The sequence below is a fragment of the Pantoea sp. X-Soil-ISGK-259 genome (genome assembly GCF_059730705.1).
Genome location: NZ_AP035988.1, coordinates 106,995 through 131,222, shown reverse-complemented (window position 1 = coordinate 131,222; position 24,228 = coordinate 106,995). Strand labels below are relative to the sequence as shown.

Here is a 24,228-nt window from a genome sequence, read left to right as displayed (position 1 = left end):
TTGCGAATATGTATCATCGCCCTTTCAATATTGTATTCAACTCCGCAAATATTTACCTATCTCTCAGTTTCTCTTTCTGAGGAGAACCTTCACTTACTCGAAAACGAGGCAGCACAACATTTCTTCCATGTCTGACAATCTTCAACTTTTAAAAAAATGAGTTTCCGGTTGCTTTTAGTAGTCTGAATTTCTGTTCAGCTCCTTTTTGAACGCTGCTGTAAACCAGACTTCGCTTTCTCAGTTAATCAACATAAGATATTGAATCAGAAAATTACAAGGGGAATTTGATTATGGTGTTTTCATCATGAAAAAATCATAATAACTCCTTATTTATCATAATGATAGATTATTTTTTAGGGTGGTAACTCTTTAAAGTATGAAGAGCACGACAAATGCTCAATCTACATCAGAGCCCTATTTAAAATGTGGTTATCAGAGTTTCTTTCACGGTCTTGCTGCTTATGCTTTGTTCAAAGGGCTTTCATGTTAAATCCTCTGCTAAACCAAACCTGACGGCTGATCACAATTCAATGCCTGTCTTAAACATCAGATCTATCTGACATGCTGCTTCTGCCATGTTTTCTCTGTTTTATCCTCATTATTCACAGGCCAGATCCAATTGGTCGATCCTTAATAGATCAAATTGAGATCCTAAACAGATCCCCATAACGTCTGAGGGCTTGTGGCACAAGGCTTTGAAGGGTGTCAGTAACCACTATAGCGAGAAGAATAACCACTATAGAGAGTGGAATAACCACTGTAGCGAGGAAAGTAACCGCGCTGGCGAGTACTTAACAACCACTGTAGCGAGTAAATGACTTTTTATTGTGTGTATAACCCTTTTGAGAGGGCATTACTGTCGCTTCACTGACACTGTGCGATGAGAGCGAGTGCTGCATGTCGAGGGCAGGGCAAATTATCCGTTCTGTTAACCTCTTTTTACCGGGTTATCCACTGAATAGATCCAATAACAGATCATCATAAGATCCTAATAAGTTCCTTAAAGATCCCCAACGCGCTCCAGGCCACGGTACGCCTGAGCTGGGGTAAGGTGACTAACCACTATAGCGAGTAGAACAACCACTGTATCGAGAGAAATAACCACTATGGTGAGTAGATTAACCGCTGTAGTGAGTGATAGTATCCACTGTATCGAGTAACAGCGGCTTTCGCCTGTTCACATCACGGATCTTCCTAATGCCAAGAAAAGAACCAGATATCCTGAACATAGCCGATGCGTTTAGCGAAACAGACAAACGCACAGGTGAAGTTGTTACTCTTACCCCCAACAGTAACAACACCGTGCAGCCGGTAGCGCTGATGCGGCTCGGCTTATTTGTTCCGACGCTCAAATCTACGGCGCGCAGTCAGAAAAACCAGATGAATGCCATGGATGTGACACAGGATCTTAAGCAGTTATCCCTGGTCAGGTCAGAAGGCTATGACAACATTAAGATTCTGGGTGCCCGGTTGGATATGGATAATGATTTTAAAACCTGGGTCGGGATCATTCGAGCATTCGCCACGCATGAGTGTCTGGGAGACACTGTAACGCTCTCTTTCGTTGAATTCGCAAAACTCTGTGGCATACCTTCGGTACGACTCTCCTCGAAGCTCAGGAGCCGCCTGGACGCATCCTTGACGCGTATCGCATCGAATACTCTGACCTTTACCAGTAAAGGCGGAGAAAACTACACGACGCATCTGGTGCAGTCGGCTAAATACAGCATCAAGAAAGATACGGTAACGCTGCAGGCTGACCCCAAAATCTTTGAGTTGTATCAGTTCGACAGAAAGGTTTTGCTGCAGCTGAAAGCTATCAATGAGCTGGCCCGCAAAGAATCCGCTCAGGCACTCTACACCTTCATTGAAAGCCTTCCTCCTAAGCCTGCCCCGATATCAATGGCGCGTCTGCGTGCCAGACTAAACCTGACGTCACGCGTGATTACCCAGAATGCGACTGTCAGAAAGGCCATGGAGCAGTTAAAAGAGATTGGTTATCTTGATTACACCGAAACACGGCGGGGCTCGTCAGTCTACTTTTGGGTGCATTATCGTCATCCTAAGCTGCGTCCGGCCGAACTGCCACTCAGCAACTCTGACCTGATCGATGATGAGATCGACGATTATGACGATCTTGATCTTGACCCCGGCGTTATTGATGTCAGCCTGCCTGAACCGATGATCGAAGAAGAGAACAGTGAACTGGTCATGGTGTCTCGTGAGGAAAAAGAATTACTCAACAAAATCAGAAAGCAGAAGAAGCTGTGACAGATTCGCTGTGTCGCTCTCGCCATTTTGCAGGGATAGGCTTCTTTAAAACGGTAACCACTGTAGCGAGTACTGCTACTCGCTACAGTGGTTAGTGAACAGTGATTAACAACAGATATCTTGTCTTAATAGCGTCGCTGCCAGCATGCTCACTTGTCATTTACTCTTTTTCTGAACTGAGTCCGGTGATTTTCATGCTCGCTACAGTGGTTACTCACTGTGTATAGGGACCTGTCTGTTAAAGCCAGATAACCAAACAATGGCCTGTTATTCACTCGTTACAGTGGTTACTACGTCTGCTTCAGGCTGGCTATCGCTGGGTTAGAGAGACCAGATGCGCTACCGGGATAAAATTTGAGTTTTTATGTTACTCGCTACAGTGGTTAGTCCCTCCTGATTTCTGCTTAATCCTCTGATTTTCCTCTCCGACGCGCTCAGGCTTTACTCGCTATAATGGTTATCAGGCTAATTTTTCGTAAAAACGGCCAGTTAATGCTCAGATAACAACGATCAATAATGAAATGTTCTCGCTACAGTGGTTGTTAATTGGGAGCAGAATTGTTTAGCTTACTCTCCATAGTGGTTGTTATTGTCAGGGACTTTTATGCCTGGCAATGAATCCCTGATTAAAGTGATTACTCACTATCATTTAATGCCTCTCCAGGTAAGGTTTTTGTTAACAGCTTCAATTAAACCTCTCCCTGAATTGTTACTCGTTACAGCCGTTAATAAAGATACCCACCTTTAGAATTTCGCTGACAAAATGCTTTATCACATCCTTAAAAGCTCTTCTGTAAGGCCGCAGACTGCGACAATTGATGCAATCAAGGGTCAACTTTCATTATTGTGAAGGGGATTCGTCTTTTACTCTCTACAGTGGTTAGGGCATGACTGACGTGCACGGGTGCTGTTGAGGTGTGTTTAAAGCCAGAGTGGTTGAGTTGCCCTGAATGCTTTTTTCATTTACTCGCTATAGTGGTTTCCGAAAATCTGCATGAGGCCTGTCTACTCGCTACAGTGGTTAGCTGATGGATTTTGATACGAAATAAGGATCTGCTATCGCTGATTTCTCAATGCAGATGTTAAAAGGTGAGCTTTTCTCACTACAGTGGTTGCTCTGAGATCTTAGCGAGAATGAATAGTGAGACCAGAGATTTATCAACAATTGCAGTAAGAAGTGGCCGGGTTTCCCGATATCACAACACGGAGGGCAGTGGGGGAGGGCATGTTCAGAGGGATGAGGTTAAAGCGCTGAATGACTCTTTAAAGGACAGTTATCAAAGCGGCCGCACCCGGGCGCACCGCTTGATACTGTTCAGGCAGCTTGCCCTATATCGCTTCCCGATATTCGGGCCAGGCGACAGACTGGGCTTCGTAGCGGCCTGCAGCAGCGAACAGCGTGCCCTGGAAATTAATCACACCTGCGGCCTCCAGCCACATCCACTCTTCAGCCTGTACGATCCCTGCGGCAATCACATTGATCTCCAGTGCTGAACAGCATTTGATGATCGCCTGCACAACGGCCTGCTTTGGCCCACTGCGATGGACATCACGAGTGATACCAGCATCTATGCGAATGCGGTCGGGCTGAATATGAGTCAGTAATGACAATCCTGCGGAACCGTCACCAAAATTGTCGATGGACAGACTAATTCCAGCCGCTTTTAGCGTGCGTACTGCCTCAGAGAAATCTTCCAGCTGCGAGATAACTGCAGTTTCACTTACGCCGATAACGACCTGCTCAGGAACCAGCCCCGCCTGATGAATGGCGGTTACAATCTGCTCAACAGCCTGAGGTATCACCACCAGTGTCATCGGTAACAGACTGACGTAAAGCGTCATACCGTCCGGGCAGACCAGCCCTGCATGGGCAAATGTCGCTTTAACGGTTTCCAGATCGTTAGCATAAAGCTGGTCCCCTGTTGCGTCATCAGCATGCGCAGGCCTCAGTGTTGTTGCTTCAATGGCCGTGACCTGACGAGCCAGGGGATCGACCACTGGACGGAAACTGACGCCTTCTGTCTCGGGACGGGAGTCAGGTACATCATTGTGTTCGGAAATAAACTCCCAGTAACCTGGCGGGAGAACTTCGTAGTAATTCTCTTTTTCACGTGACTCTACGAACGTGCGCAGGAATTGCAGTGCCCGATCATCATAGGTCAGGCGATATTTTGACGTCCCTTTATCCAGCACAGCCTGCAGCAGTGATGAGCGATCGTGTTCACGCAGGTCAAAGAGCGCCATACCCGCGTTACCAAAGCGGCGGTAAGGTGCATAATCGCGCATCAGCTCGACTACATTATGGTGTCGCCGATCGGCGCAAATTCGCTGATAGACAGCCTGAATGCCCGCTTCCGGACCTTCAAGCAGTTGAAAAAAATGGGTACCATTAAATAATAAAATGCCGGTCACGTCGTGAGCCGTATTTATTCTGTTGGCGTTGTCGACCATCGCGGGAATGGTTCTGATCGGAAAATCATCAGAAATATGGCTGCGATAAATTATGGTAGTCAGCATGTGCAGCTCAGCTTTATATGAATGTTGGGTACACGCTAACATTGTTCAATAAATGTTTCATCACTACTTATTCAGTGTCGCACAGACTGCACCAGAGCAGATGGCAGTAAGCGTAACGGCAAATTGATGGAGCGATTTCAATAATCGCTGACAGTATTAAAGACACGGATACTGAACAGACAACTGCATGCCTGCTACATAGTAAAAAAGGCCGCCATAATGGCAGCCTCGTCGTATTAACCTGATAAACGTTATTTAATCAGCTCAGCAGAGACGTAGGCACGGTTATCAACGCGTGCGCCGGTGATTTTATAAGATGCACCAGCATCTTTGGCCAGCGACGCGACTTTCGCTTCAGCAGCATCCAATGTCGAAGCAGTAGCGGTAATACTCTCTGCAAAACTACTAAAAGAAATCAGTAGTGCGGTAACAGCAACGAAATTTTTGATTGTTTTCATGGGCAGAATCCTCAGCATTTTCATTCAGGGAGAGGCGTTTTGCCTCGATGTAATGAATCATAGGCAAGATCATGCCGGACTAAAATAGCTAATATTTGCTGAAGTAATTCAATTATTTTGAATAAATGAATGTGAGGGTGTTTGAGAGGACCAGATGTGCGAAACGCGATCTGATATCAGATCGCGTTCAGGCCAGTTTAATGGCACTCGCCACGTAGCTTCCAGTGAAGCCAGTGATCGAGAGCTTCTTCGCGTAGCGGCTTTGAATAGAAATACCCCTGAGCCTGATCGCAACCATATTCAGTCAGGGATGACACCGCGTCCGGACACTCTACCCCTTCAGCCACCACGGTATAATCCAGCTCTTTGAGCATCGCGATAATGCTACGGGCAATGATGCGTGAAGCGGTATCTGAGGACAGTTCACTGATCAGGGAGCGATCCAGCTTAATCACATCCAGCGGCATACGGCGCAGATAACTGATGTTACTGTAGCCGGCGCCAAAATCGTCGAGTGAAATTTTGAATCCTCGTTCCCTTAGCATCTCCAGCCCGCGCAGAGCGGTGGGGCTTTCGAGAATACGTTCGGTCTCCAGACATTCGATGCCCAGCAGAGAAGTCGGAAGTTTAGATTTCAGCATCTTGCTTTCCAGCGCTGAAGCGAATCCCTCACGCGCAAAGTCGCGCACACTAACGTTTATGGTCAAGGGCAACTGGATACAGTTATTACGCAGCCTGCTGAGACGTTCGACCGCTTGATCGATAATCCAGATGGTCAATACAGAGAGTAGATCGGTCTGTTCAGCCAGCGGGATAAATGCAGCGGGTGAGAGCTCTCCCCGGCTGGGATGTTGCCAGCGGATAAGTGCTTCCAGACCCACCGGTTTACCACTTTGCAGACAAATTTTCGGCTGATAGACCATGTAAAGCCCGGTATTTTCACGTAACGCCGTTTTAAGATCGGTCATCAGCATGAAATCTTCTGAACGCTGGGTTTCCGATGCAATATTAAAGCACTGAGAAGGCAGCCCACGGCCAACAGCTTCATTCAATGCACTAACCGCGCGACGTAATATTTCTGATGCTGGCAGATGGCCGGCAACAAATCCCGTTTCACCAGTATGGGGAGTCAGTGCGACCGACAGACCTTCATCCATGTCTGCGCTGATACCCTCCAGACGACCGGCTACCCAGGCAGCACTGAGCCGGCTGTCCGCTCGCGTCAGGATAGCAAACCGGCCCGTTGCCACGGTATAGATCATCTCGCCAACTGCCGGGCGCAGGCGCAGCGGTAATAGGGTAGCCATATCTTTTAGCAGACTTTCGACCGGTGTCATTCCCATGGTCCGGGCCAGTTCGTAAGCGCGTGACATATCAATGCAGTCAATCAGAACCAGACGGCGTGGCGTCGTATCGCCGGCCAGGGCCAGATACTGCAAATCCCGTATCAGGCGTTGACGATTGGGCAGTCCGGTCACCGGATCGGTAAAACCCGCCGAGTGCCAGGCTTCCAGGAATGACATCACCAGTGTGGAGAGCAACGTCAATATCGTCACTTGCTCACTCGCAAATGCCTGTGGCTGGGTGTCGGTAACACAGAGTGTGCCCAGAATCATACCGTCGCGGGTTTTCAGTGGCACACCGGCATAAAAGCGAATAAAGGGCGAGCCCGTAATCAGAGGATGGGTGACAAAACGCGCGTCATGATATGTATCAGGCACAATAACGGCACTGTCACTGTCAACCACGTGGCGGCAGAGTGAATCTGCGCGGGTTGAGCGTTGCAGATCAAAATTGTGTGATGCCTGTACTGTTTGAAATTCATCATCCAGCACCGAGATAAAGCTGCCCGGGATACCCAGGGCCTGACTGGCTAGCCGGACAAACTTCCGCAGAACCTCGTCGCGGCTTTCATCTGGGGCGCGCAGAGCCTGTAAAGCGCGTCCTCGGCGCTCGTTGTCGCCGTCTGGATTGTTAAGCATGTGTGTAGAACCCCCGCACCGGCTGATTACAGTGCGAAAAAAAGAAAACTGTCCGGAACGAAATGTGATTCGGGCGGCAGGAAATAGAGTGTGATTTTTATTTTCAACTTAATGATAAGGGACTATGCACTGGGTGTCTCTTAATATTTTCTTTAACGCATTAAAAGCGTGTTTACGATTTGAAAATTTAATCGAAGAGGCATGAGACTATTTGAGCTTCTTCATTTTATAAATAAAAAAGGTAATTTTAAGAAGGGCTAATGTTTATCTGTCATCATGAGATGAATAAGCATTCAGGATGGTTAATATTATTTAAAAGGCAATTTTACACCGAAGCACAACGTTTACATGCAGAGCAATCGCAACTTGCGGGTCGAAGGACAGGTAACCGCATAAAAACACTAAGCAAAAGCCAGGATGTGATTTTGAACGGCAGATGTGACCTGTCAGCATAACGCTGTCTGATGCAGGTCAACCCACCGCATGGCTGGCGGAAAACCAGCGCTTCAGTCAGGATTTATTAAACTTTTAGCCCTCTGGGATTATGTTGGACGGCGTGGCGGCGGATTTTGCTCAAGCCAGTCCCGGACCTGTTCTGTCTGCGGCCCCCCCTCCCGGATAGCGCGCGTCAGCCTTTCCTGTGTTGTACCTAATTCCTGGGTCCAGTAAGTGATTTGCCACTGTTCGCGAATTTCCACCTGTGACAAATCATCAGGCGAGCGACGCTGGATAGGATTTTTCATTTATTATCCTCCTCTGGTTTCAATGAAGCAGCCTGAACATAATTCTCAAGCTAAGCATCTATCCTGATGAAGAAAGGCGTAATGAGGTAGCGGATTAATCCCTGAATGGACCTTAAGGCAAATAACAGGATAATTCCTGGCGGGAGGAATAAAGCACTCTAACGAAATAGAAAAATCGCCGATGAGTTGAAATATGCCGCTTCGCTTAAAAAATTTATGTCTGAATCTTAAGTCTGAAAATTTGACATTTATTCAAAATAGTCAATTATTCTCTGGTCTTGTCGTCCTCACCGCTTTCAGATCGCTTCGCTCAGTCAATCGCGAAGCGCTGTGCGTTTTCGTTTCATCGTGTTGAAGGAGTCTTTGTTTGGTTAACCGTCCCCCCCAGTCGCCTGTGGTTGTCCAGAGTAACGTGCGTGAACTTCGTCTTGCCGCCGGCCTGTCGCAGCAGAGTGCTGCTGAGCGTTTTGACCTTAGCCTGAGAGTCTGGCAAACCAAAGAAGCTGCAGGCAATCCAACGTTATTAAGTCAGGGCGAATATGAGTTGCTATTATTATTGGCTGGCCGCCATCCCCATTTCGTTCTTTCACCCCAGAGTAAGAAATAGACGCTGTGTTATCGCCCTTAGTGTTATTCCCTGCAATAACCGGCTGTATGATAACAATAAAAAAAGCCAGTTTCTGGCTTGAAAACTGACTGAACAACCCTATTTAGGAAGTTGACTGGAAGTGTGTTACCGGTCAGATGAACTTTTGGATGAACCTGTTCAGGAGATTATCACTATGTCAGTACAACACGTTTCTGTTTTCCCCTCCCTGTCTGATTCAGTTTTTTCAGACCGCTTTAATCGCATCGATAAGCTGTTTAGTCAGCTTACTGGCGACAGTCCGGTAAGCTCTGTTCCTGCTTATGATCTTAAGCATGTTGAGGAAAACCGCTATGCGTTGACCGTTAGCGTACCGGGCTGGAAAGAGCATGAACTGGAGATTGAGTTACGTGGCGATCGGCTTTCAGTCGCGGGGCACAGAGAACAAGCATCTCAGCACGCATCCGATGAGGCCGGCAAAGAGAGTGGCCGCTGGATACATCGCGGCATTTCCCGGCACGATTTCCAGCTGAGCTTTTCTATTCCGGAGCATATAAAAGTGACTGAAGCCAGCCTGGCGGAAGGATTGCTCAATATCGATCTGCTCCAGGAAATACCAGAGAGTGAGAAACCGCGACGTATCCCGATTGCAATCGGCGGTCAGCGTACGCTGGAACATCAATAATATGAACAGGGCGGAGACGGCAAAGGCTGTTTCCGCCTTTTAAGTGCCGGCTGGTGAAAAGGTGACGGTGCTCAGGCGCTGGCAAAGATAAGATTATTTTGCGACTGCAAATCGATGTTAGTGCCAGTCAGCATGATGGGTTTACCCGCTTCAAGACTGGCATTAAATGCCGCCTTCATTGAGGCACTAATCCCATCACCACACCACATCAGATGATGTTCAAAACGACATTGTGCCACGGCGGGTTGACCAGAAGCGACTGCGGCCACTTCAACCCGAAAACCCTGTCCATTAAGCCGTATCGCCTCCATCCAGATCTCTGTTTCATCTGTAACGCTGACCGCTTCCAGGAACAAGGGAACCGTGCTGCGTCGACGGGCTGCCAGAGACAGGCGCTCCCATTGCGCGACAACCGCGGCATGAAAGCGTTGCAGACGCATATCCGCTCCATCACTCAGGTCAGCGCGCAGCCAGAGGTTAAGGGGTCGCAGGTAGCAATTAACGTAATCGTCACCACAGTAGTCGGTGTTCATCATTTGAAGTTCGCGATCGATATCAGCATCTGGATTATTGGCCAGCAACTGCAAAATATCCTCTTCGCGACAAGCCCACCCGCCTGACAGTGCCACGTTGGGCCAGTTAATTGCCGTATGGATATCGAACAACGTATGACCTCCTGACGTCATTTCACGCACACATAGCGCACGCGTGAGCTGATTATCTGAGTAGCCAGCAGGACCCGGTGGCGTGATTAGCCCGGCACGGCGCCAGCGACGCAGAGTTTCAGGAAGAACACCGACAAGGCCACATACGGTGTCGGTAGTGTGGTGAGGCATAGGTAATATCCGGACGATTTTGAGGTCCCATGTTCAGGGACGAGAGTCGCAGTATGCGCTTCATCGGCAAATAAAGAAATAATCATTTCCATAATCACTGCCCGCATCAGGCGCAGTTGACATTAAGTCGGGTGAATAAGGATTGAGGGAAATCAAAGCAGGTGCCGGGCGCTGTAACGCCCGGCGATTCAGAACGCATTACCAGTGATACTTATTGGAGTCTTCCCAATCTTTCACTTCTTTTTCAGCACGATCTTTTTCGTAGCCATAGCGTTCCTGAATTTTACCGACCAGTTGATCACGCTTCCCTTCGACAACGGTCATATCATCATCCGTAAGATCACCCCATTTTTCCTTAACCTTACCTTTGAACTGCTTCCAGTTACCGCTGATGCGATCTTCGTTCATGGTGATTCTCCCAATTTCGGTTGTTATCCAGGGACGTGATGAATATCTGTTTTGCCTGTTGGCTGCCAGATGAATAAAGCATGGCACAGCTTTTGCACTTTGCAGCGAGGAGGTGTGAGCCGGGTCAAACTCTGAGTAAAAGAGGAGAGATAAAAGGAACGCTCTCCTCTTTAGTCAGTCCGGGCGGCGCGATGGCCAGCTTACTGCAGGCAGCGCATTCAGGGCCGGGCGGGCAAACAGAAACCCCTGGTAATAGCGAACGCCAGCACCTTCCAGCCAGAGCCACTCTTCAATTTTTTCTACTCCTTCCGCGATGACCGTGATCTCCAGCGCCTGGCAGCATTTAAGAATGGCCAATACTATCGCCTGGCGAGGGCCGCTACGGTGAATATCGGTGATGAGTTTGCGATCAATTTTAACTTTGTCGGGCTGAAAATCGGCTAACAGTGACAGGCCTGCGAAACCGGCGCCAAAATCGTCCAGCGCCAGACTGATTCCGGCAGCTTTAAGTTGCTGTACGGCAGACTGAAACTCGTCAAAGCGCGAAATGATCTCATCTTCCGTCACCTCAATCACGACCTGCTCAGGTCGCAATCCTTGCTGAATGATTTGCTGGATAAGATGGTCTACCGCATGATCGATCACGACCAGCGACATGGGCAGGAGATTGACGGAGAGCGTCAGCTCCCGCAATCCCAGGTGTCTGGCCAGCTTGAAAGCGTAGGCTTTAGAGTGCAGATCGGCCTGGTATCGCTCGTTCTCCTGCAATTGTGAAAAATAGTCGGCGGGTGGGGCGCCATGTGGGCCGCGTATCAGGGCTTCACAGGAAACAATCTGACGATTTGTTGCATCGACAATTGGCTGGAGCGCAAATTCACAGCGCTGCCCGGAAGTCTGTTGCCCGGCGGGCTGAACGTCTTGTTTAAGAGGTAAAGTCAGCGTCCATAGACTGGCGGGATCGATCTGAATAAACGTCGCTTTATCACGTCCTTCGACGAAAGAACGCAGGAACTTTACTACCCGGTCTTGTTTGATGCGCTCATCACTCAGAGTCACTCGCTTAAGCAGGGCATCCACCACGGTATGTTGCGGATAGTCACGTAAATCAAACAGGGCCATACCAGCATTTCCAAAGCGACGTGCGGGCGCATAATCTCGCATCAGCTCAATCAGATTAAAGTGTCGATCATCCTGACAGATACGCTGGAAGACAGTCTGGACATTATCGACTTTTCCTTCCAGCACCTGAAAAAAGTACTGCCCATCATAGAGCAGGATTCCAGTGACCTCAGCCTCGGCATTTTTAATACTGGCGCGTTCCACCAGCGCCAGTAATCTCTCTGGCGAGACAGAAGCCACAAGCTGGCTGCGATATATAAGGGTGGAGAGCATAAGCAAACTCATATGGCCAAACATTACTGATTAACCATATCACAGAAAAATTGATGGCTAAGGGCACAACTGTAGCCATTATAACCTTTTGCTTACAGCATTAATCGGGCTATCAATTTATGGCGTGGTCAGGATTGTGAGGATTGACGTATTGCATCGCTCAGGAGCGGGAAGGTGATAAAGGAATGAGTAAAATAAAAAGCCCCCGCAAAAGCGGGGGCGAATATCGGATATAGCGCATTATTATAACGTTACGACATCCCTGGTGAGGCGCCGGTCAAAACAATAGTGACTGATTATTACGCGTTTTTTGTTCTCCTTACCATGGTGATTTGGCGAGCTTTTTTAGCAGATAAGAGTTGTTCTTTAGATATTTCATAAAAAATACCTTTAAATTCAAACAACTGTTTTTAAGTGTTGATAATTTAAGCCCGGCTGATGAATCATCAGGTTACAAATACACCATTTTTCCAGACAGCGCATTAACGTAGTCACCACATTTTCGCTAAATACACGCATATTACCCGTCAGCATAAACTCGCGAATGTCGTCACCTGTGTTATCTGAAAAAGTGCCCCCTGTAAAAGGGGGCAAGGGTAGGAGTCAAATCACTCTGTAAAAGAAGTGGATTTCATTACAGAGCCATTTAAAGATAGGGCAAAACCAACTTTTATGCCGCTGTGTTTAACAGTTTTTTTATTTAGATATCAAATAATTAAAATGCTACTTATGGTACTTGCTTTTTTTATCAATGACTTAATCTGATGTGAAAACGATTTCTAAGATTTGGATTAAAGTCCCCCTCAAACCTGCCGCTTCTGCTAAAAGTGGCCGGAACAGTGATGTCTCACAGTGTCTGAATCAGGCTTTTCACGAAGACTTGACCGCATCAAAAACAAATTGTACTGTTTGTATATACAGTTATTTTGGGCCTGAGCCAGAGCGGGGTAAATGTGATGTCACAGGATGATGAGGTCTGGACAGCATTCAGGGATGCGATGAGGCAGGATGATGTCGGTCAGTGCACAGTAAGCACCCGAGATTTTGTCGCTGAGCTTGAACAGCGAAATGCCTCTTACACATTTCGCGCCGCGAACACCTGGATTGAAATGCATATAACCACTTTCAGCGATATTTCGATTGAGGATGGTGATTGTCGGCTGTTTCAGGTGCCCGCGGCGCGCACTTAAAACGTGCCGCAGAATCGTTATACACAACAGACAAGAGAGCGTTTAAGCCTGCCCGCGTTAACGCTTGCAGGCTGAATAAACATCAGAGCCTTGACGTGTTGTGGCGCAAATCTGACCGATCCTGAAACTTAGGATTGGCGGAATAACTTTTGTCGCACGCCATGCGAGCCAGATTCAAAGCAACTTTGCGTTTTTTAAGCTTTAACTTCGGTAGCCACTCTTTGAACTGGGTTGTCAGTGACGCAGCCTGCTGCTCGTTGGCGACACGGCAGATAAACAGCTTGCTTTTAGTCTGACGGCTGACGTCAATGGCGTAGATTTCAACGCCAGCGCTGCAAAAGTCATATTCAACATCCGTAAACTGCATGTGTGGCCAAAGACCCGTTCTGGTTTCAAATGTGGCTAAATCCATGATCACTACCTTTTTTATTTTAAGCGATATTGCTATCTGACAGACTAAAGCCTGGTCGGGCCAGTGAGCATAGACCAGAATCAGCATTCCGCCAGTCATTTCACTGATTTAATCTGGGCCTGCCACGAATGGCTAAAATCCTATGCCTTCTCCTTTAAGCCTCTGGACAGTCAATAACACATACATCAGTGCCACTGATGATAAACAGAGGTTGTGATTTTGGCTCTCAGTCTTCGCTTAGTAATCCCTTTCCTATTTTTACTGGGTCTGTAGCAAGATTTCTCTGGGGTTGCCCTCCTTCTGACAGATGATTATTGTCAGTCAGGCTGTTGAATTAGCTCGCTAATCATTAGGATCAAATGAATGGCTGATATGTAACAAAGATGACCTTGCTGCATGTAAAAAAACACCATTCTGAAAAAGAGGAAATTATGTAAATACGACTAAATGTAAAACTTTATGTCCTGATGGTAAGCATCATTTTGATAGATAGTGCATTCTCTGAGATTCGCCAGAACAATTAAAAAAATATATTTACCCCAATTAATTAAAGCACTGCTGACCAGAGCCGATAAGAACGATCCAGCTTTCGATATATTCAAATTACTCTTTTTTAAGGGCTCGTATGACTATTACACAGCGTCTCGTACTGATTTTTTCACTGCTGGCAATGTCACTGATTGCGCTGGTTATTATCTCATTGTCTGTGATCTCGGGTTTTCAGTCGCGATTTGAATATGTCCAGGTCAACGCGATACCCAGCATTCGTGATCTCAATAAATCAATCAGCGTGACCAATCAGCTAGGTATTGCGCTTTATCGCCATCATAGCACCAGTGATGCGACGAAATTCTCCGCGGCAGAAGAGCGCATTGAGAGTTTGCTTTCGCAGATTAAGTCACTCAATGATTATTATATGGCGAACGACATCTCGAGCGATGAAGATAAAGCGATGACTGAGCAGGCCGATAAAAATCTGGATGCAGTCCGTAACGCATTGCCGGCCTTTATTGCTGCATCACGCGCCCACAATGATGCGGTCACACTGCCGTTATTACAGAGTGAGAATGGGATTGGTGCTGCAGCGCGTAAGATGGAGGCAGATTTCACCCGTCAGATTCAGCTGAACATCGATATTGGCGAACAGCTTAGAACTGAGAATAAGCGTGTTTATAACAAGACGCTGTGGATGATGTCTGGCGGGTCCTTGCTGCTTATTCTGATACTGGCCGCTTTTTCCACGAAGGTGATTCTGGGCATCAAAAAGAGCCTCTCAGGCATGGTGAATACCATGACCCAGGTCAGTCATACGCTTGACCTGACCCACACCGCTGAAGTCCGCAGTAAGGATGAGATCGGTAAAACGGCAATGGCATTTAACCAGCTGCTGGCACGCGTTTCTGGCACGCTTCTGTCGGTCAGTCATGCCGCACAATCGGTCAGTACCGGGTCAACGCAGATTGCCGCAGGCAATGAGGATCTCTCTGCGCGCACGGAAGAACAGGCTGCTTCACTGGAGCAGACGTCTGCCAGTATGGCCACACTGAGTGAAACGGTGCGTCAGAACTCAGAAGGTGCGCATCAGGCCAGCAGCCTGGTGAATAATGCCAATAACATGTCAATCCAGAATGGGTCAGCGGTGAAGCAGATGCTCAGCACTATGGATGAAATCCGCGGCAGCTCTGCCAAAATCTCTGAAATCACCGGCCTGATTGAAGGCATTGCGTTCCAGACCAATATTCTGGCACTGAATGCGGCCGTTGAAGCCGCACGTGCCGGTGAGCATGGCCGCGGCTTCGCCGTTGTCGCCTCAGAAGTGCGTAATCTGGCGCAGCGCTCCTCTTCTGCTGCCCGGGAAATCAAAGATCTTATTTCTACGTCTGTTTCGCAGGTTGAGCACGGTTTAGCGCAGGCCAGCGGCGTTGGTGCAAACAGTGAAAATGTCCGCCAGGCGATTCAGCAGGTGGCCGATCTGGTCAATGAGATTGCCGCAGCAACCTCTGAGCAGAGCAAAGGCATTGAGCAGGTTCATCAGGCAATTGGCCAGATGGATGAAGTGACGCAGCAGAACGCCTCGCTGGTGGAGGAGGCATCATCTGCTTCTAAGTCGCTGCAGGAGCAGGCAGAGACACTGGCAGGGTTGGTGGCGACCTTTACGCTGGAGAGCAATCACCGTGTCGCTCAGCCGCAGCAGGCCGCAGCTCTGCGTCGTCCGGTATTGCAGGCAAAGCAGCCTGAGCGCCAGGCCATCGACATGACGAAGGCGAACTGGGAAAGTTTTTAACAGTTTACCAATAGCATAATGGCCTCCACACTGTGGGGGCTTTTTTTTAGCATTAATCAATAAAATAACTTCTTTTAAATAAAATGAAATCGATTTCATTACTAAAACAAAAGTAACTCTTTAGAGTTATATGATTAGGTTTGTTTTTTTCGTGGTTTTTATATTCGGCTAATAGCGTAATGATAATTAATCAGATAGGGTGCGGATATTTGTTATCGGCGATTTCCGAGTCGACTTTAATTTCTTTATTTTCAAAACAATAATGCTGAAGACACGCTAACGGCTTAAGGTGTCCGCCGAAGGGTTTGTTTTTTATCTTTATGATAAATATGGTTATTTTTAAGTTTGAGTTAGGTTAATCTTGCAGTAAATATCGTCATTTTATTCACTGAAAAATAACGGAACGCAATCTATACTCCTTTCTGTTGTTATATGTGTTTCTGAATTTCATACAAAACTCATCTCTTCATACCAATACTGTGCTGCATGAAGCACGTCTGGCTATGTAAAAGAAGAAGTAAAAATAAAATTACAAACCTTATTTTGTCCAGGGCTCACCTGCACGCCTCATACATCAGAGCGGAAAAAATGAAAAAAATACTCGACCGAATTAATCTGCCAGCGAAATTCCTGTTACTGGGATCTTTTGCGCTGGTCCTGTTTATATTACCTACATTTTTGTTTATTCAGACAGGCAATCAGCTTATCAATACAAAAAAAGTTGAGCTCACTGGTATTCCGGTTGAGAAAAAAGTCCTTCAGTTACTGAACCTGCTACAGCGTCATCGGGCTGAAAGCGCAATCGCAATCGGTCAGAACAAACCGGATAATCCGCCGCGTATGGCGTTGGTGACCCAGATTAACAGTTTGTCTGAGAGCATTGCTGACGATTTGCGTCAAAGCGATGAGCAGGCACAGCCATTAAAGCGACTTGAGAAGGTTAATCAGGAATGGCGTCAGCTGCAAGAGGAGCTCAATGGTGGCCGACTGACGCTGGCGAGCAGCCTGGTGCAGCACACTCATCTGATTCAGGTGCTGCTGGACACTAATCAGGATGTGCTGGATTTCTATCAGCTGTCGCTGGATGCTGACTTAAATACCTATCAACTGATTGTTAGCATTTTTGGCCGACTGCCGCTGCTGACTGAAACGCTGGGTCAGATTCGCGGAAATGGTGCTTCATTGATTGCCAGCGGTAAAGCCTCTGATGCTGATCGCAGCCGGCTGGCATTTCAGATTGATAATGGCAAAACGGTACTGTCGCAGTTCAGCAGTAATATGGATAAGGTGTTTATGATTGAACCTGATCTAAAGGCGACTTTTGGTGACCTTGCGCAGAATGCAAAACAACAGGCCCTGAGTGCATTACAGCTGGCTGAAGGTGCCATCATAACCGGACAGGTCAGTATTACGCCGGTTGAATATGTGAGGGTCTTAACCGAGGCGATTAACCGCTACGCCATGCTGGGCAATCAGAGTAGTGGTCGACTGCAGGAACTACTGCAATCTCAAATTGATGAACGTCGTCAGGCGCAATACCTGCTGCTGGCAGGCCTGCTCACCGTCGCGCTGCTGGCTATTCTGCTGGCTGTCATGATCACCCGTTCAGTCACCCGTCCGGTCAAAGAAGCGGTCGAAGTTGCCAGCCGTGTTGCGGCCGGCGATCTGACGGCAGCGCTGACTGTTTCCGGCAGCAATGAAATGGCTGAACTATTGAATGCGCTGATGCGGATGCAGCAGCGTCTTGCCCAGCTGGTTTCGGATATCAAAGGTAACGCAGCCACTATCGCCAATTCCTCTGAAGAGATTGCTCGTGGCAATGGCGACCTTTCATCACGCACCGAACAGCAGGCTGCATCTCTGGCTGAAACAGCGGCCAGTATGGAACAACTGGCATCAATCATTCAGCAGAATGCGGATAACACCCGCTTTGCCTCTGATCGCGCAGAATCAGCCACTCAGGCGGCACTGTTAAGCGGTGCGGCGATGGATTCCGTGATGCAGACGATGCAGAAAATCCGGGGCAGTTCTGGACAGATTGAAGAGATCACCTCCGTCATTGACAGCATCGCTTTCCAGACCAATATCCTGGCACTGAATGCGGCCGTTGAAGCGGCACGTGCGGGTGAGCAGGGCAAAGGCTTTGCGGTTGTCGCGTCGGAAGTGCGTGCGCTGGCACAACGTTCAGCCAGTGCAGCGAAAGAAATCAAGAGCCTGATCGAGCAGTCGGTGACGCATGCGCATGAAGGGATCGCGATGGCCCAGAACGCAGGCGACAAAGTGAAGCAGAGCGTCAGCGCGATTGAACAGACCTCTCAGCTGATGCGCGATATCTCTGCTTCATCTGAAGAGCAGAGCAGCGGTATTTCGCAGGTTAATATTGCGGTGAACCAGATGGATCAGGTGACGCAGCAGAACGCCGTGCTGGTCGAAGAGTCTGCCTCCTCTGCAGAGGAGCTGGCTTCGCGCGCAGGTCAGTTGCGTACGATGGTCGCGGTATTCCAGACCGCATAAGTGAGTTAAAACAGCCGCCACCTGTGGGCGGCTGTTCTCTTCTCCGTGTTTATCGTCCGCTACGCCTGATGTTCCTGCAGACAGGCCAGATACTTCTCTCCTGACCGCATCACTTTCTCTTTTGCCTGATGATGAATATCCTGACCTTCGAACGCGCCATAAAGCTGTCCGAACGTCACGCCGGAAAGCCGATGCATGATGTCACTCACGGTCGCGGCTGACAGTGGCAGCATATTCGGGTAGCTCCACAAAAACGACACGCCATGCGCACCCGGCGTGACCTGAATAATATCACCCGCCAGCATCACGCCTTCGCCTTCATCCCAGTGCAGCACGCAGCCGCCGGGAAAATGACCGCCCAGCCGTAACAGCGTCACACCGGGCATCAGCGTCAGCGACTCACCCTGCCAGAGCTGGATATGCGGACTCTGCCGCACAATCCATTGCCTGTCGCGGGCATGCAGATGAATAGGCGCGTTAAAGACCTCAGCCCACTCCTGCATGGTGGTGTAGTAATGCGGATGTGAAATCGCGATAGCATCAATGCCACCCAGCGCGGCAATAAGCGTATAAGTTGCATCATCCAGGTTGGCAATACAGTCCCATAGCACGTTGCCATGCGGCGTACGCAGCAGAAAAGCGCGCTGGTTGATGGCAAACTCAGGCACAGTTTTAAGGCTTAATAGCGCATCGCTATGGGCCGTCCACTTATTGGCGTGGCTGCCGCGCAGTTCATCAAATGCGATCCAGCGCTGACCCGCAGCCGGAACATACTGGCGTTCATCCTCACAGATTTTACAGTGCTCATCAGGGGCAGCAGAGGGATAAGCGGTTCCACAGGCGGTACATAACATCGTCATAGTGATCTCCTTTGTTTCACTCAAGCTTATGCACACCTGCGAAAACCGCACTTTCGTGAGGCTATTTCGTCACGCGATTAGGGCTGGCGGCGCAGGGTAATCCGGGTCAGTTCGGAGGGACGACCCAGCCTGACCGCCATGCCTGGCCAGAGTGCCGTGCCGTTATTCACATAGAGCTGCATTCCGTCGACCTGATAAAGCCCGGACACAAAACCGCCATTGGGTTTAGCAAACAGCCGGTCCAGCCCGATAATCAGTCCGCCATGCGTATGGCCGGAGAGCTGCACATCTACCCCCTGCGCCGCGTTCTGGCGGGCATTTCGTGGCTGATGATCCAGCAGAATCACCGGCGCGCTTTCAGGTGCCTGTTCCAGTGCGCGGGCCAGATCCGGACCGGTCGCGTTCCTGCCTGGCGCGGAGGCGTCCGGCAGGCCAGCAATCACCAGCTTTGCGGCTCCGCGCTCAATAACGGTATGGTTGTTGAGCAGAGGCTGTAGCCCCAGTGAGGCCAGATGCGCCGTCCAGATTGCCTGATGGAAGAAATATTCGTGATTGCCGGTGATGGCCCATACGCCGTCGCGCGCGGCCAGCTTCCGCAGCGGCGCGACGTCATGCCGACGATGCTCCAGGCTGCCATCGATCACATCGCCTGTCACCACAATCAGATCGGCTTTAAGAGACATCGCTCTTTCAACCATCCTGGCGGTCCAGGCGGCATTAAATAACCGGGTGATGTGAAGATCGGTCAGCTGAAGCAGCTGATAGCCATCGAACTCTGGAGGCAGGTTGGGTAGCACCAGCGTCACCTCTTTGACCGGGGGCACCCGTATCGCCTGCTGAACACCAAAGGCAGCCAGCGCCATTGCCAGCACGACGGCCAGATAGCGAATACCGGGAACCAGCTCCAGCGGATGCCGTAACAGCAGGGCAATCAGCATGACCGCATCCATCAGCATCTGCAGCAGCGCCAGCAACAGTACGGTGCTGTATGCCCAGTTAAACAGGATGATGATGATGCGGGGCATTTCGGCGGAAAAAATTCCGCCTGAGGTAAAGCGGCTTACCAGCAGATACTGTGAAGCCAGCAGCACCAGTGCGGAGAGCAGGATCTTGATGGCCAGAGGCATAGATAATGGAATAATGACGCGCGCAATAACATACCAGCTGGGTAAGCTGAAAATCAGGTGAAACATGGCATTTTTCCGGTAGGGCGCTGAATATCCGCGCAGGCAAAAAAGAGACAAGGGTTTATAGAGCCGTTTTCAGCACTGTAGTGTATACGATGCTGCCGTCAGGGTTACTTCACGCCAGGTGCTTTAACGGGGATAAAGCAGAGAGAAAGGATGAGCAAAAACATCTCTGCAGGGCGGAAAAACAAAAAAGCGTGACCGGTGCACCGGCCACGCTGACAACATTCATATTCTGACATGTCCGATTAGCGTAGAACGCCTGAGGTCATCTGCGTCTCGTCGGTGACGCGCGTCATGGAGATAGGAATGCTTTTATAAGCGGGGATACCGCTTTTGGTATCGTGGCTGTCGAGCGGAACCATCACATTCGCTTCCGGATAGTAAGCGCCAACCGAACCTGAGGCCATATCGATAATCACGATAGTCAGGTTTTTCATCTGGCGAGAAGTGGGATTGCCATCCGGGTCCAGCGCCATCAGATCGACACGGTCACCGACCCGCAGCTGGCGTTTTTCCGCCTCTTCAGCATTGATAAATAGCACGTCACGCCGGCCCGTCACGCCCCGATAGCGGTCATTCAGGCCGTACAGCGTGGTGTTATACTGGTCGTGACTGCGCAGGGTGGTGAGTACCAGATCATGGCATTTCAGCGAGCGGGGATCTTCATTGATGCCCTGCATCACCTTAAACTGAGCACGGCCAGATGGCGTCAGCCAGACGCGTTCTGACGCAGCGTTATGAAGCCGGAATCCTCCCGGATGCTTAATCCTCTCATTGAAGTTTTCAAACGCCGGGAACACCGCTTCAATGGCATCACGGATGCGGCTGTAATCGGCCGCCATGGCTGACCAGTCAACCACGCTGTCTGGCAGAGTTGCCCTGGCAAGGGAGGCCACCAGCGCCGGTTCAGATTTGAGATGAGGCGAAGCCGGGTCCAGCGAGCCGCGTGAGGCATGCACCATCGACATTGAATCTTCAACAGTCACGCTTTGAACACCGGTAGCCTGAACATCGCTTTCAGTACGCCCCAGTACTGGTAGCAGATAGTTGTGCTTACCGAGTAACAGGTGTGAGCGGTTGAGTTTGGTGGCCATATGCACCACCAGATCCAGTTTGCGCATCGCCGGGAACGTGACCTGTGGGTCGGAAATCGCCTCTGCCAGATTGCCGCCCAGACAGAGCAGCGCTTTAGCTTTGCCGTCGCGCATCGCCTTAATCGCCTCAACTGCGCCGTGACCATGCTTCTGCGGCGGGTGGAACCCAAACACCTTCTCTATGCCATCCAGCAGCGACTGCGGCGGGATCTCCGTGATGCCCACCGTGCGATCGCCCTGCACATTGGAGTGACCGCGTAACGGACAAATACCTGCGCCAGGCTTACCGATGTTGCCGCGCATCAGCAGCAGGTTGGCAATTTGCTGCACGTTCTGGGTGCCATACTGGTGCTGGGTAATCCCCATGCCGTAACAGATGATGGTGCGTTCAGCACTGGCGTAGAGCCGGGCGATATGCTGGATCTCTTCGCGCGCCATGCCGGAGACGTTCAGAATATGCTCCCAGTCGGTACTCTCCAGGTCGGCTTTCAGGGCGTCAAAACCTTCGGTGTGTTCAGTGATAAAGGCTTCATCAATGACGCCGGGTTCGCCTTTGCTCAGCGCCTCCTCGTGCATAGTGAGCAGGATCTTCATCACCCCTTTCAGCATCGCCGCGTCGCCGCCTACCCGCACTTTGTAGTAGGTCGATGCCAGCTCAGTGGAGCTCATTGACAGCATCTCAATCGGGCTCTGCGGTGAAGTAAAACGCTCCAGTCCGCGTTCACGCAGCGGGTTGATCGCCACGATAGTCGCACCGCGTTTAGAGACTTCACGCAGCGTGCCCAGCATGCGCGGATGGTTGGTACCTGGGTTGTGGCCGATACAAAGCACCAGGTCGCAGTGATCAAAATCTTCCAGTTCTACCGTGCCTTTGCCGACACCAATTGATTCCGGCAGCCCGACGCTGGTCGGTTCGTGACACATATTTGAGCAATCGGGGAAGTTATTGGTGCCATATTCGCGGGCGAAAAGCTGCCACAGGAACGCCGCTTCATTCGAGGCGCGACCCGAGGTATAAAACTCCACGCTGTCCGGATCGTCATAGCTGCGCAGATGCTCACCAATTTCCCGGAATGCCGTATCCCATTCAATAGGCTGATAGGTGTCGGTAGCGGCATCGTACTTCATCGGATGGGTCAGCCGTCCTTCGCCCTCCAGATGGAGTGCGCTGCGCTCCCACAGTTCAGTCACGGTATGAGCCGCAAAGAACTCTGGCGTGGTGCGCTTGCTGGTCGCTTCCCACGAGACGGCTTTTGCGCCGTTTTCGCAGAACTCAAAGGAGGAAGCATGTTGCGGGTCGGGCCAGGCGCATCCCGGACAGTCGAAGCCCTGCGGCTGGTTGACTTTAAACAGGGCGATCACATCCTGCTTTACTGACATCTGGCCGCGGATCGCATCCGCAACTGCCTTAAGTGCGCCCCAGCCACCGGCAGCCCCCCCATAAGGAGCGATGCCATTTGTGCGATTTTGCTCTTTCATAATGCTCCACAGTGTCTCTATTGTTATCCGATAAGCCTGGTACAGAAACAGTGGCAACAACGTGGAAACTGGCTGTAATTCAGGGAAATTATTTCTCAAAATGTTTCGACAGCCCGAAACGTAAGCCGCACATCAGATGAAGCGCAGCGCATCCGGGCTGTTGCAGAGTAAGCTGCGCCCGAGTTCCGCCGACAGGATGATGAGGCAGGGAAAGGAGGAAGGATAAATCTTTACCATCAGGCAACGGCGGGTAAGTGAGCCCGTTTATTATGGCTGGACGGCGATTGCAGTAACGCACGCCATGTCTGAACAGATGCACCATAATCCGGAGAGCAACCTTATGAAAAGAGCCTTACTTTTGCTGGTTTTACTTTCCACTTATAGTCTGATGCCCGTTAAAGCCAGTGGCCCGGATCGGGCTGGAGAGCTGCGTCCCATGAAGATTATTATGACGATCAACCATCAGTCGTATGAGATTGCGCTGGCGGATAACCCCACCGCGAAAGCATTTTTACAGCAACTTCCGCTCACCATGACGATGGAGGAGCTGAACGGCAACGAGAAGTTTGCAGACCTGCCTGCTGCCCTTAAAAACGATCCGCATAAACCCGGCACGATCCAGCAGGGCGATGTGATGCTGTATGGCAATAAGACGCTGGTGCTTTTTTACGAGACATTCCAGACCTCCTATAGTTACACGCCGATAGGAAAGATGCTGTCGACAGGTAGCCTCAAAAAGAGTGTCGGTGAGGGGGGGATTGATGTACGGTTCACCCGGTCATGACGGATATCAAAATCTGAAATAACCGGCTGGTACAGGATTCATATCGCGCGGAGTCTGGTGAGGGTGGCATCTGGCATGACGGACTACGGTGCGTTGTGGCCGCGGCCAGACGTTGAGATCCTCTTCGGGAAGCGAGACTGTCGGGCCGATCGGCCAGCCTGACAGTTAAGCCATTACTTCTTCTTATTCAGCATCGACTTCAGGTCAGCAAAGGGGTTGTAGGTAGCCTCACCGACATCTTTTTGTGCATCCTCGCCTGCCACTACGCGGGTGCCATACTGGTCAGCCTCGGTGTACTTTGAGTGCTCATGGTCATGACAATAGAGACACAGCAATTCCCAGTTACTGCCATCTTCCGGATTGTTGGTGTGGTCGTGATCGATATGGTGAACCGTCAGCTCGCGCAGGTTTGAATAGACAAACTCGCGTGAGCAGCGTCCACACACCCATGGATAGATTTTAAGTGCTTTCTCACGATAGCCGCCTTCCAGCCGCGTATAGTTTTTGGGGATCAGAGCCATTGCCGGGAATACCTGTTATTCA

Annotated in this window: 19 protein-coding genes; 7 read left to right on the top strand and 12 right to left on the bottom strand. The window is 49.9% G+C overall.

What is annotated here, in order from left to right:
- The first annotated feature begins 1,197 nt into the window (after positions 1-1,197).
- Positions 1,198-2,271, top strand: a complete 1,074-nt coding sequence (locus tag AC6I77_RS22210; RefSeq protein ID WP_008926788.1) for a RepB family plasmid replication initiator protein — start codon at positions 1,198-1,200, stop codon at positions 2,269-2,271.
- Between the two features lie 1,329 nt (positions 2,272-3,600).
- On the opposite strand, the gene AC6I77_RS22205 is transcribed toward AC6I77_RS22210, so the two are convergent.
- The 4 genes from AC6I77_RS22205 to AC6I77_RS22190 form a co-directional block, all read right to left on the bottom strand.
- On the bottom strand, positions 3,601-4,788 hold the full coding sequence (locus AC6I77_RS22205; protein WP_003850648.1) for a diguanylate phosphodiesterase: 1,188 nt from the start codon (positions 4,786-4,788) through the stop codon (positions 3,601-3,603).
- Between the two features lie 251 nt (positions 4,789-5,039).
- The gene (locus AC6I77_RS22200; RefSeq protein WP_008926787.1) at positions 5,040-5,246 is read right to left on the bottom strand and encodes a DUF1471 domain-containing protein; all 207 of its coding nucleotides are present in this window, start codon (positions 5,244-5,246) and stop codon (positions 5,040-5,042) included.
- A 197-nt stretch (positions 5,247-5,443) separates the two neighbouring features.
- Complete coding sequence (locus tag AC6I77_RS22195; RefSeq protein WP_003850652.1) at positions 5,444-7,228, bottom strand: GGDEF domain-containing phosphodiesterase; 1,785 nt, start codon at positions 7,226-7,228, stop codon at positions 5,444-5,446.
- A gap of 542 nt (positions 7,229-7,770) precedes the next feature.
- Positions 7,771-7,971, bottom strand: coding sequence for a DUF3606 domain-containing protein (locus AC6I77_RS22190; protein ID WP_003850653.1), 201 nt, complete (start codon positions 7,969-7,971; stop codon positions 7,771-7,773).
- Positions 7,972-8,338: 367 nt separating this feature from the next.
- Here AC6I77_RS22190 and AC6I77_RS22185 point away from each other — a divergent pair, with 367 nt between their 5' ends.
- Both AC6I77_RS22185 and AC6I77_RS22180 read left to right on the top strand, forming a co-directional pair.
- Complete coding sequence (locus AC6I77_RS22185; RefSeq protein ID WP_008926786.1) at positions 8,339-8,578, top strand: hypothetical protein; 240 nt, start codon at positions 8,339-8,341, stop codon at positions 8,576-8,578.
- Between the two features lie 175 nt (positions 8,579-8,753).
- Entirely contained in the window at positions 8,754-9,242 is a 489-nt protein-coding gene (locus AC6I77_RS22180) for an Hsp20 family protein (RefSeq protein ID WP_008926785.1), read from the top strand.
- A gap of 71 nt (positions 9,243-9,313) precedes the next feature.
- Here AC6I77_RS22180 and AC6I77_RS22175 read toward each other — a convergent pair whose 3' ends face one another.
- The 3 genes from AC6I77_RS22175 to AC6I77_RS22165 all read right to left on the bottom strand — a co-directional run bounded on the left by AC6I77_RS22175 (position 9,314) and on the right by AC6I77_RS22165 (position 11,878).
- Positions 9,314-10,078: a MerR family transcriptional regulator gene (locus tag AC6I77_RS22175; RefSeq protein ID WP_003850659.1), complete on the bottom strand. Its 765-nt coding sequence runs from the start codon at positions 10,076-10,078 to the stop codon at positions 9,314-9,316.
- Positions 10,079-10,276: 198 nt separating this feature from the next.
- On the bottom strand, positions 10,277-10,486 hold the full coding sequence (locus tag AC6I77_RS22170; protein WP_003850662.1) for a CsbD family protein: 210 nt from the start codon (positions 10,484-10,486) through the stop codon (positions 10,277-10,279).
- 174 nt (positions 10,487-10,660) lie between these two features.
- Positions 10,661-11,878: a diguanylate phosphodiesterase gene (locus tag AC6I77_RS22165; protein WP_008926784.1), complete on the bottom strand. Its 1,218-nt coding sequence runs from the start codon at positions 11,876-11,878 to the stop codon at positions 10,661-10,663.
- A gap of 956 nt (positions 11,879-12,834) precedes the next feature.
- On the opposite strand from AC6I77_RS22165, the gene AC6I77_RS22160 reads away from it, so the two are divergent.
- Positions 12,835-13,068 (top strand): hypothetical protein, encoded by a 234-nt coding sequence (locus AC6I77_RS22160; RefSeq protein WP_039661933.1) that lies wholly within the window; start codon positions 12,835-12,837, stop codon positions 13,066-13,068.
- Between the two features lie 82 nt (positions 13,069-13,150).
- On the opposite strand, the gene AC6I77_RS22155 is transcribed toward AC6I77_RS22160, so the two are convergent.
- Positions 13,151-13,480, bottom strand: coding sequence for a hypothetical protein (locus AC6I77_RS22155; protein ID WP_497817365.1), 330 nt, complete (start codon positions 13,478-13,480; stop codon positions 13,151-13,153).
- A 625-nt stretch (positions 13,481-14,105) separates the two neighbouring features.
- On the opposite strand from AC6I77_RS22155, the gene AC6I77_RS22150 reads away from it, so the two are divergent.
- On the top strand, positions 14,106-15,764 hold the full coding sequence (locus tag AC6I77_RS22150; protein ID WP_008926781.1) for a methyl-accepting chemotaxis protein: 1,659 nt from the start codon (positions 14,106-14,108) through the stop codon (positions 15,762-15,764).
- Positions 15,765-16,352: 588 nt separating this feature from the next.
- Positions 16,353-18,278: a methyl-accepting chemotaxis protein gene (locus AC6I77_RS22145; RefSeq protein WP_003850672.1), complete on the top strand. Its 1,926-nt coding sequence runs from the start codon at positions 16,353-16,355 to the stop codon at positions 18,276-18,278.
- A 59-nt stretch (positions 18,279-18,337) separates the two neighbouring features.
- Here AC6I77_RS22145 and AC6I77_RS22140 read toward each other — a convergent pair whose 3' ends face one another.
- The 3 genes from AC6I77_RS22140 to AC6I77_RS22130 all read right to left on the bottom strand — a co-directional run bounded on the left by AC6I77_RS22140 (position 18,338) and on the right by AC6I77_RS22130 (position 22,901).
- Positions 18,338-19,138, bottom strand: coding sequence for an MBL fold metallo-hydrolase (locus AC6I77_RS22140; protein WP_003850675.1), 801 nt, complete (start codon positions 19,136-19,138; stop codon positions 18,338-18,340).
- A gap of 77 nt (positions 19,139-19,215) precedes the next feature.
- The gene (locus tag AC6I77_RS22135; protein WP_039661930.1) at positions 19,216-20,331 is read right to left on the bottom strand and encodes a metallophosphoesterase; all 1,116 of its coding nucleotides are present in this window, start codon (positions 20,329-20,331) and stop codon (positions 19,216-19,218) included.
- A 242-nt stretch (positions 20,332-20,573) separates the two neighbouring features.
- Positions 20,574-22,901 (bottom strand): FdhF/YdeP family oxidoreductase, encoded by a 2,328-nt coding sequence (locus tag AC6I77_RS22130; RefSeq protein WP_110412150.1) that lies wholly within the window; start codon positions 22,899-22,901, stop codon positions 20,574-20,576.
- Between the two features lie 340 nt (positions 22,902-23,241).
- Between AC6I77_RS22130 and AC6I77_RS22125 the strand changes: the two genes are divergently transcribed.
- Positions 23,242-23,685 carry a cyclophilin-like fold protein gene (locus AC6I77_RS22125; protein ID WP_110412151.1) on the top strand — a complete coding sequence of 148 codons (444 nt, stop codon included), beginning with the start codon at positions 23,242-23,244 and terminating at the stop codon, positions 23,683-23,685.
- A 173-nt stretch (positions 23,686-23,858) separates the two neighbouring features.
- On the opposite strand, the gene yajD is transcribed toward AC6I77_RS22125, so the two are convergent.
- Complete coding sequence (gene yajD, locus AC6I77_RS22120) at positions 23,859-24,206, bottom strand: HNH nuclease YajD (protein WP_008926775.1); 348 nt, start codon at positions 24,204-24,206, stop codon at positions 23,859-23,861.
- Between the last annotated feature and the right edge of the window lie 22 nt (positions 24,207-24,228).

Bases quoted from the DNA above. Each gene is read 5' to 3' on its own strand.
- AC6I77_RS22210 (WP_008926788.1), top strand. From the start codon at position 1,198: ATGCCAAGAAAAGAACCAGATATCCTGAACATAGCCGATGCGTTTAGC.
- AC6I77_RS22205 (WP_003850648.1), bottom strand. From the start codon at position 4,788: ATGCTGACTACCATAATTTATCGCAGCCATATTTCTGATGATTTTCCG.
- AC6I77_RS22200 (WP_008926787.1), bottom strand. From the start codon at position 5,246: ATGAAAACAATCAAAAATTTCGTTGCTGTTACCGCACTACTGATTTCT.
- AC6I77_RS22195 (WP_003850652.1), bottom strand. From the start codon at position 7,228: ATGCTTAACAATCCAGACGGCGACAACGAGCGCCGAGGACGCGCTTTA.
- AC6I77_RS22190 (WP_003850653.1), bottom strand. From the start codon at position 7,971: ATGAAAAATCCTATCCAGCGTCGCTCGCCTGATGATTTGTCACAGGTG.
- AC6I77_RS22180 (WP_008926785.1), top strand. From the start codon at position 8,754: ATGTCAGTACAACACGTTTCTGTTTTCCCCTCCCTGTCTGATTCAGTT.
- AC6I77_RS22175 (WP_003850659.1), bottom strand. From the start codon at position 10,078: ATGCCTCACCACACTACCGACACCGTATGTGGCCTTGTCGGTGTTCTT.
- AC6I77_RS22170 (WP_003850662.1), bottom strand. From the start codon at position 10,486: ATGAACGAAGATCGCATCAGCGGTAACTGGAAGCAGTTCAAAGGTAAG.
- AC6I77_RS22165 (WP_008926784.1), bottom strand. From the start codon at position 11,878: ATGCTCTCCACCCTTATATATCGCAGCCAGCTTGTGGCTTCTGTCTCG.
- AC6I77_RS22160 (WP_039661933.1), top strand. From the start codon at position 12,835: ATGTCACAGGATGATGAGGTCTGGACAGCATTCAGGGATGCGATGAGG.
- AC6I77_RS22155 (WP_497817365.1), bottom strand. From the start codon at position 13,480: ATGGATTTAGCCACATTTGAAACCAGAACGGGTCTTTGGCCACACATG.
- AC6I77_RS22150 (WP_008926781.1), top strand. From the start codon at position 14,106: ATGACTATTACACAGCGTCTCGTACTGATTTTTTCACTGCTGGCAATG.
- AC6I77_RS22145 (WP_003850672.1), top strand. From the start codon at position 16,353: ATGAAAAAAATACTCGACCGAATTAATCTGCCAGCGAAATTCCTGTTA.
- AC6I77_RS22140 (WP_003850675.1), bottom strand. From the start codon at position 19,138: ATGACGATGTTATGTACCGCCTGTGGAACCGCTTATCCCTCTGCTGCC.
- AC6I77_RS22135 (WP_039661930.1), bottom strand. From the start codon at position 20,331: ATGTTTCACCTGATTTTCAGCTTACCCAGCTGGTATGTTATTGCGCGC.
- AC6I77_RS22130 (WP_110412150.1), bottom strand. From the start codon at position 22,901: ATGAAAGAGCAAAATCGCACAAATGGCATCGCTCCTTATGGGGGGGCT.
- AC6I77_RS22125 (WP_110412151.1), top strand. From the start codon at position 23,242: ATGAAAAGAGCCTTACTTTTGCTGGTTTTACTTTCCACTTATAGTCTG.
- yajD (WP_008926775.1), bottom strand. From the start codon at position 24,206: ATGGCTCTGATCCCCAAAAACTATACGCGGCTGGAAGGCGGCTATCGT.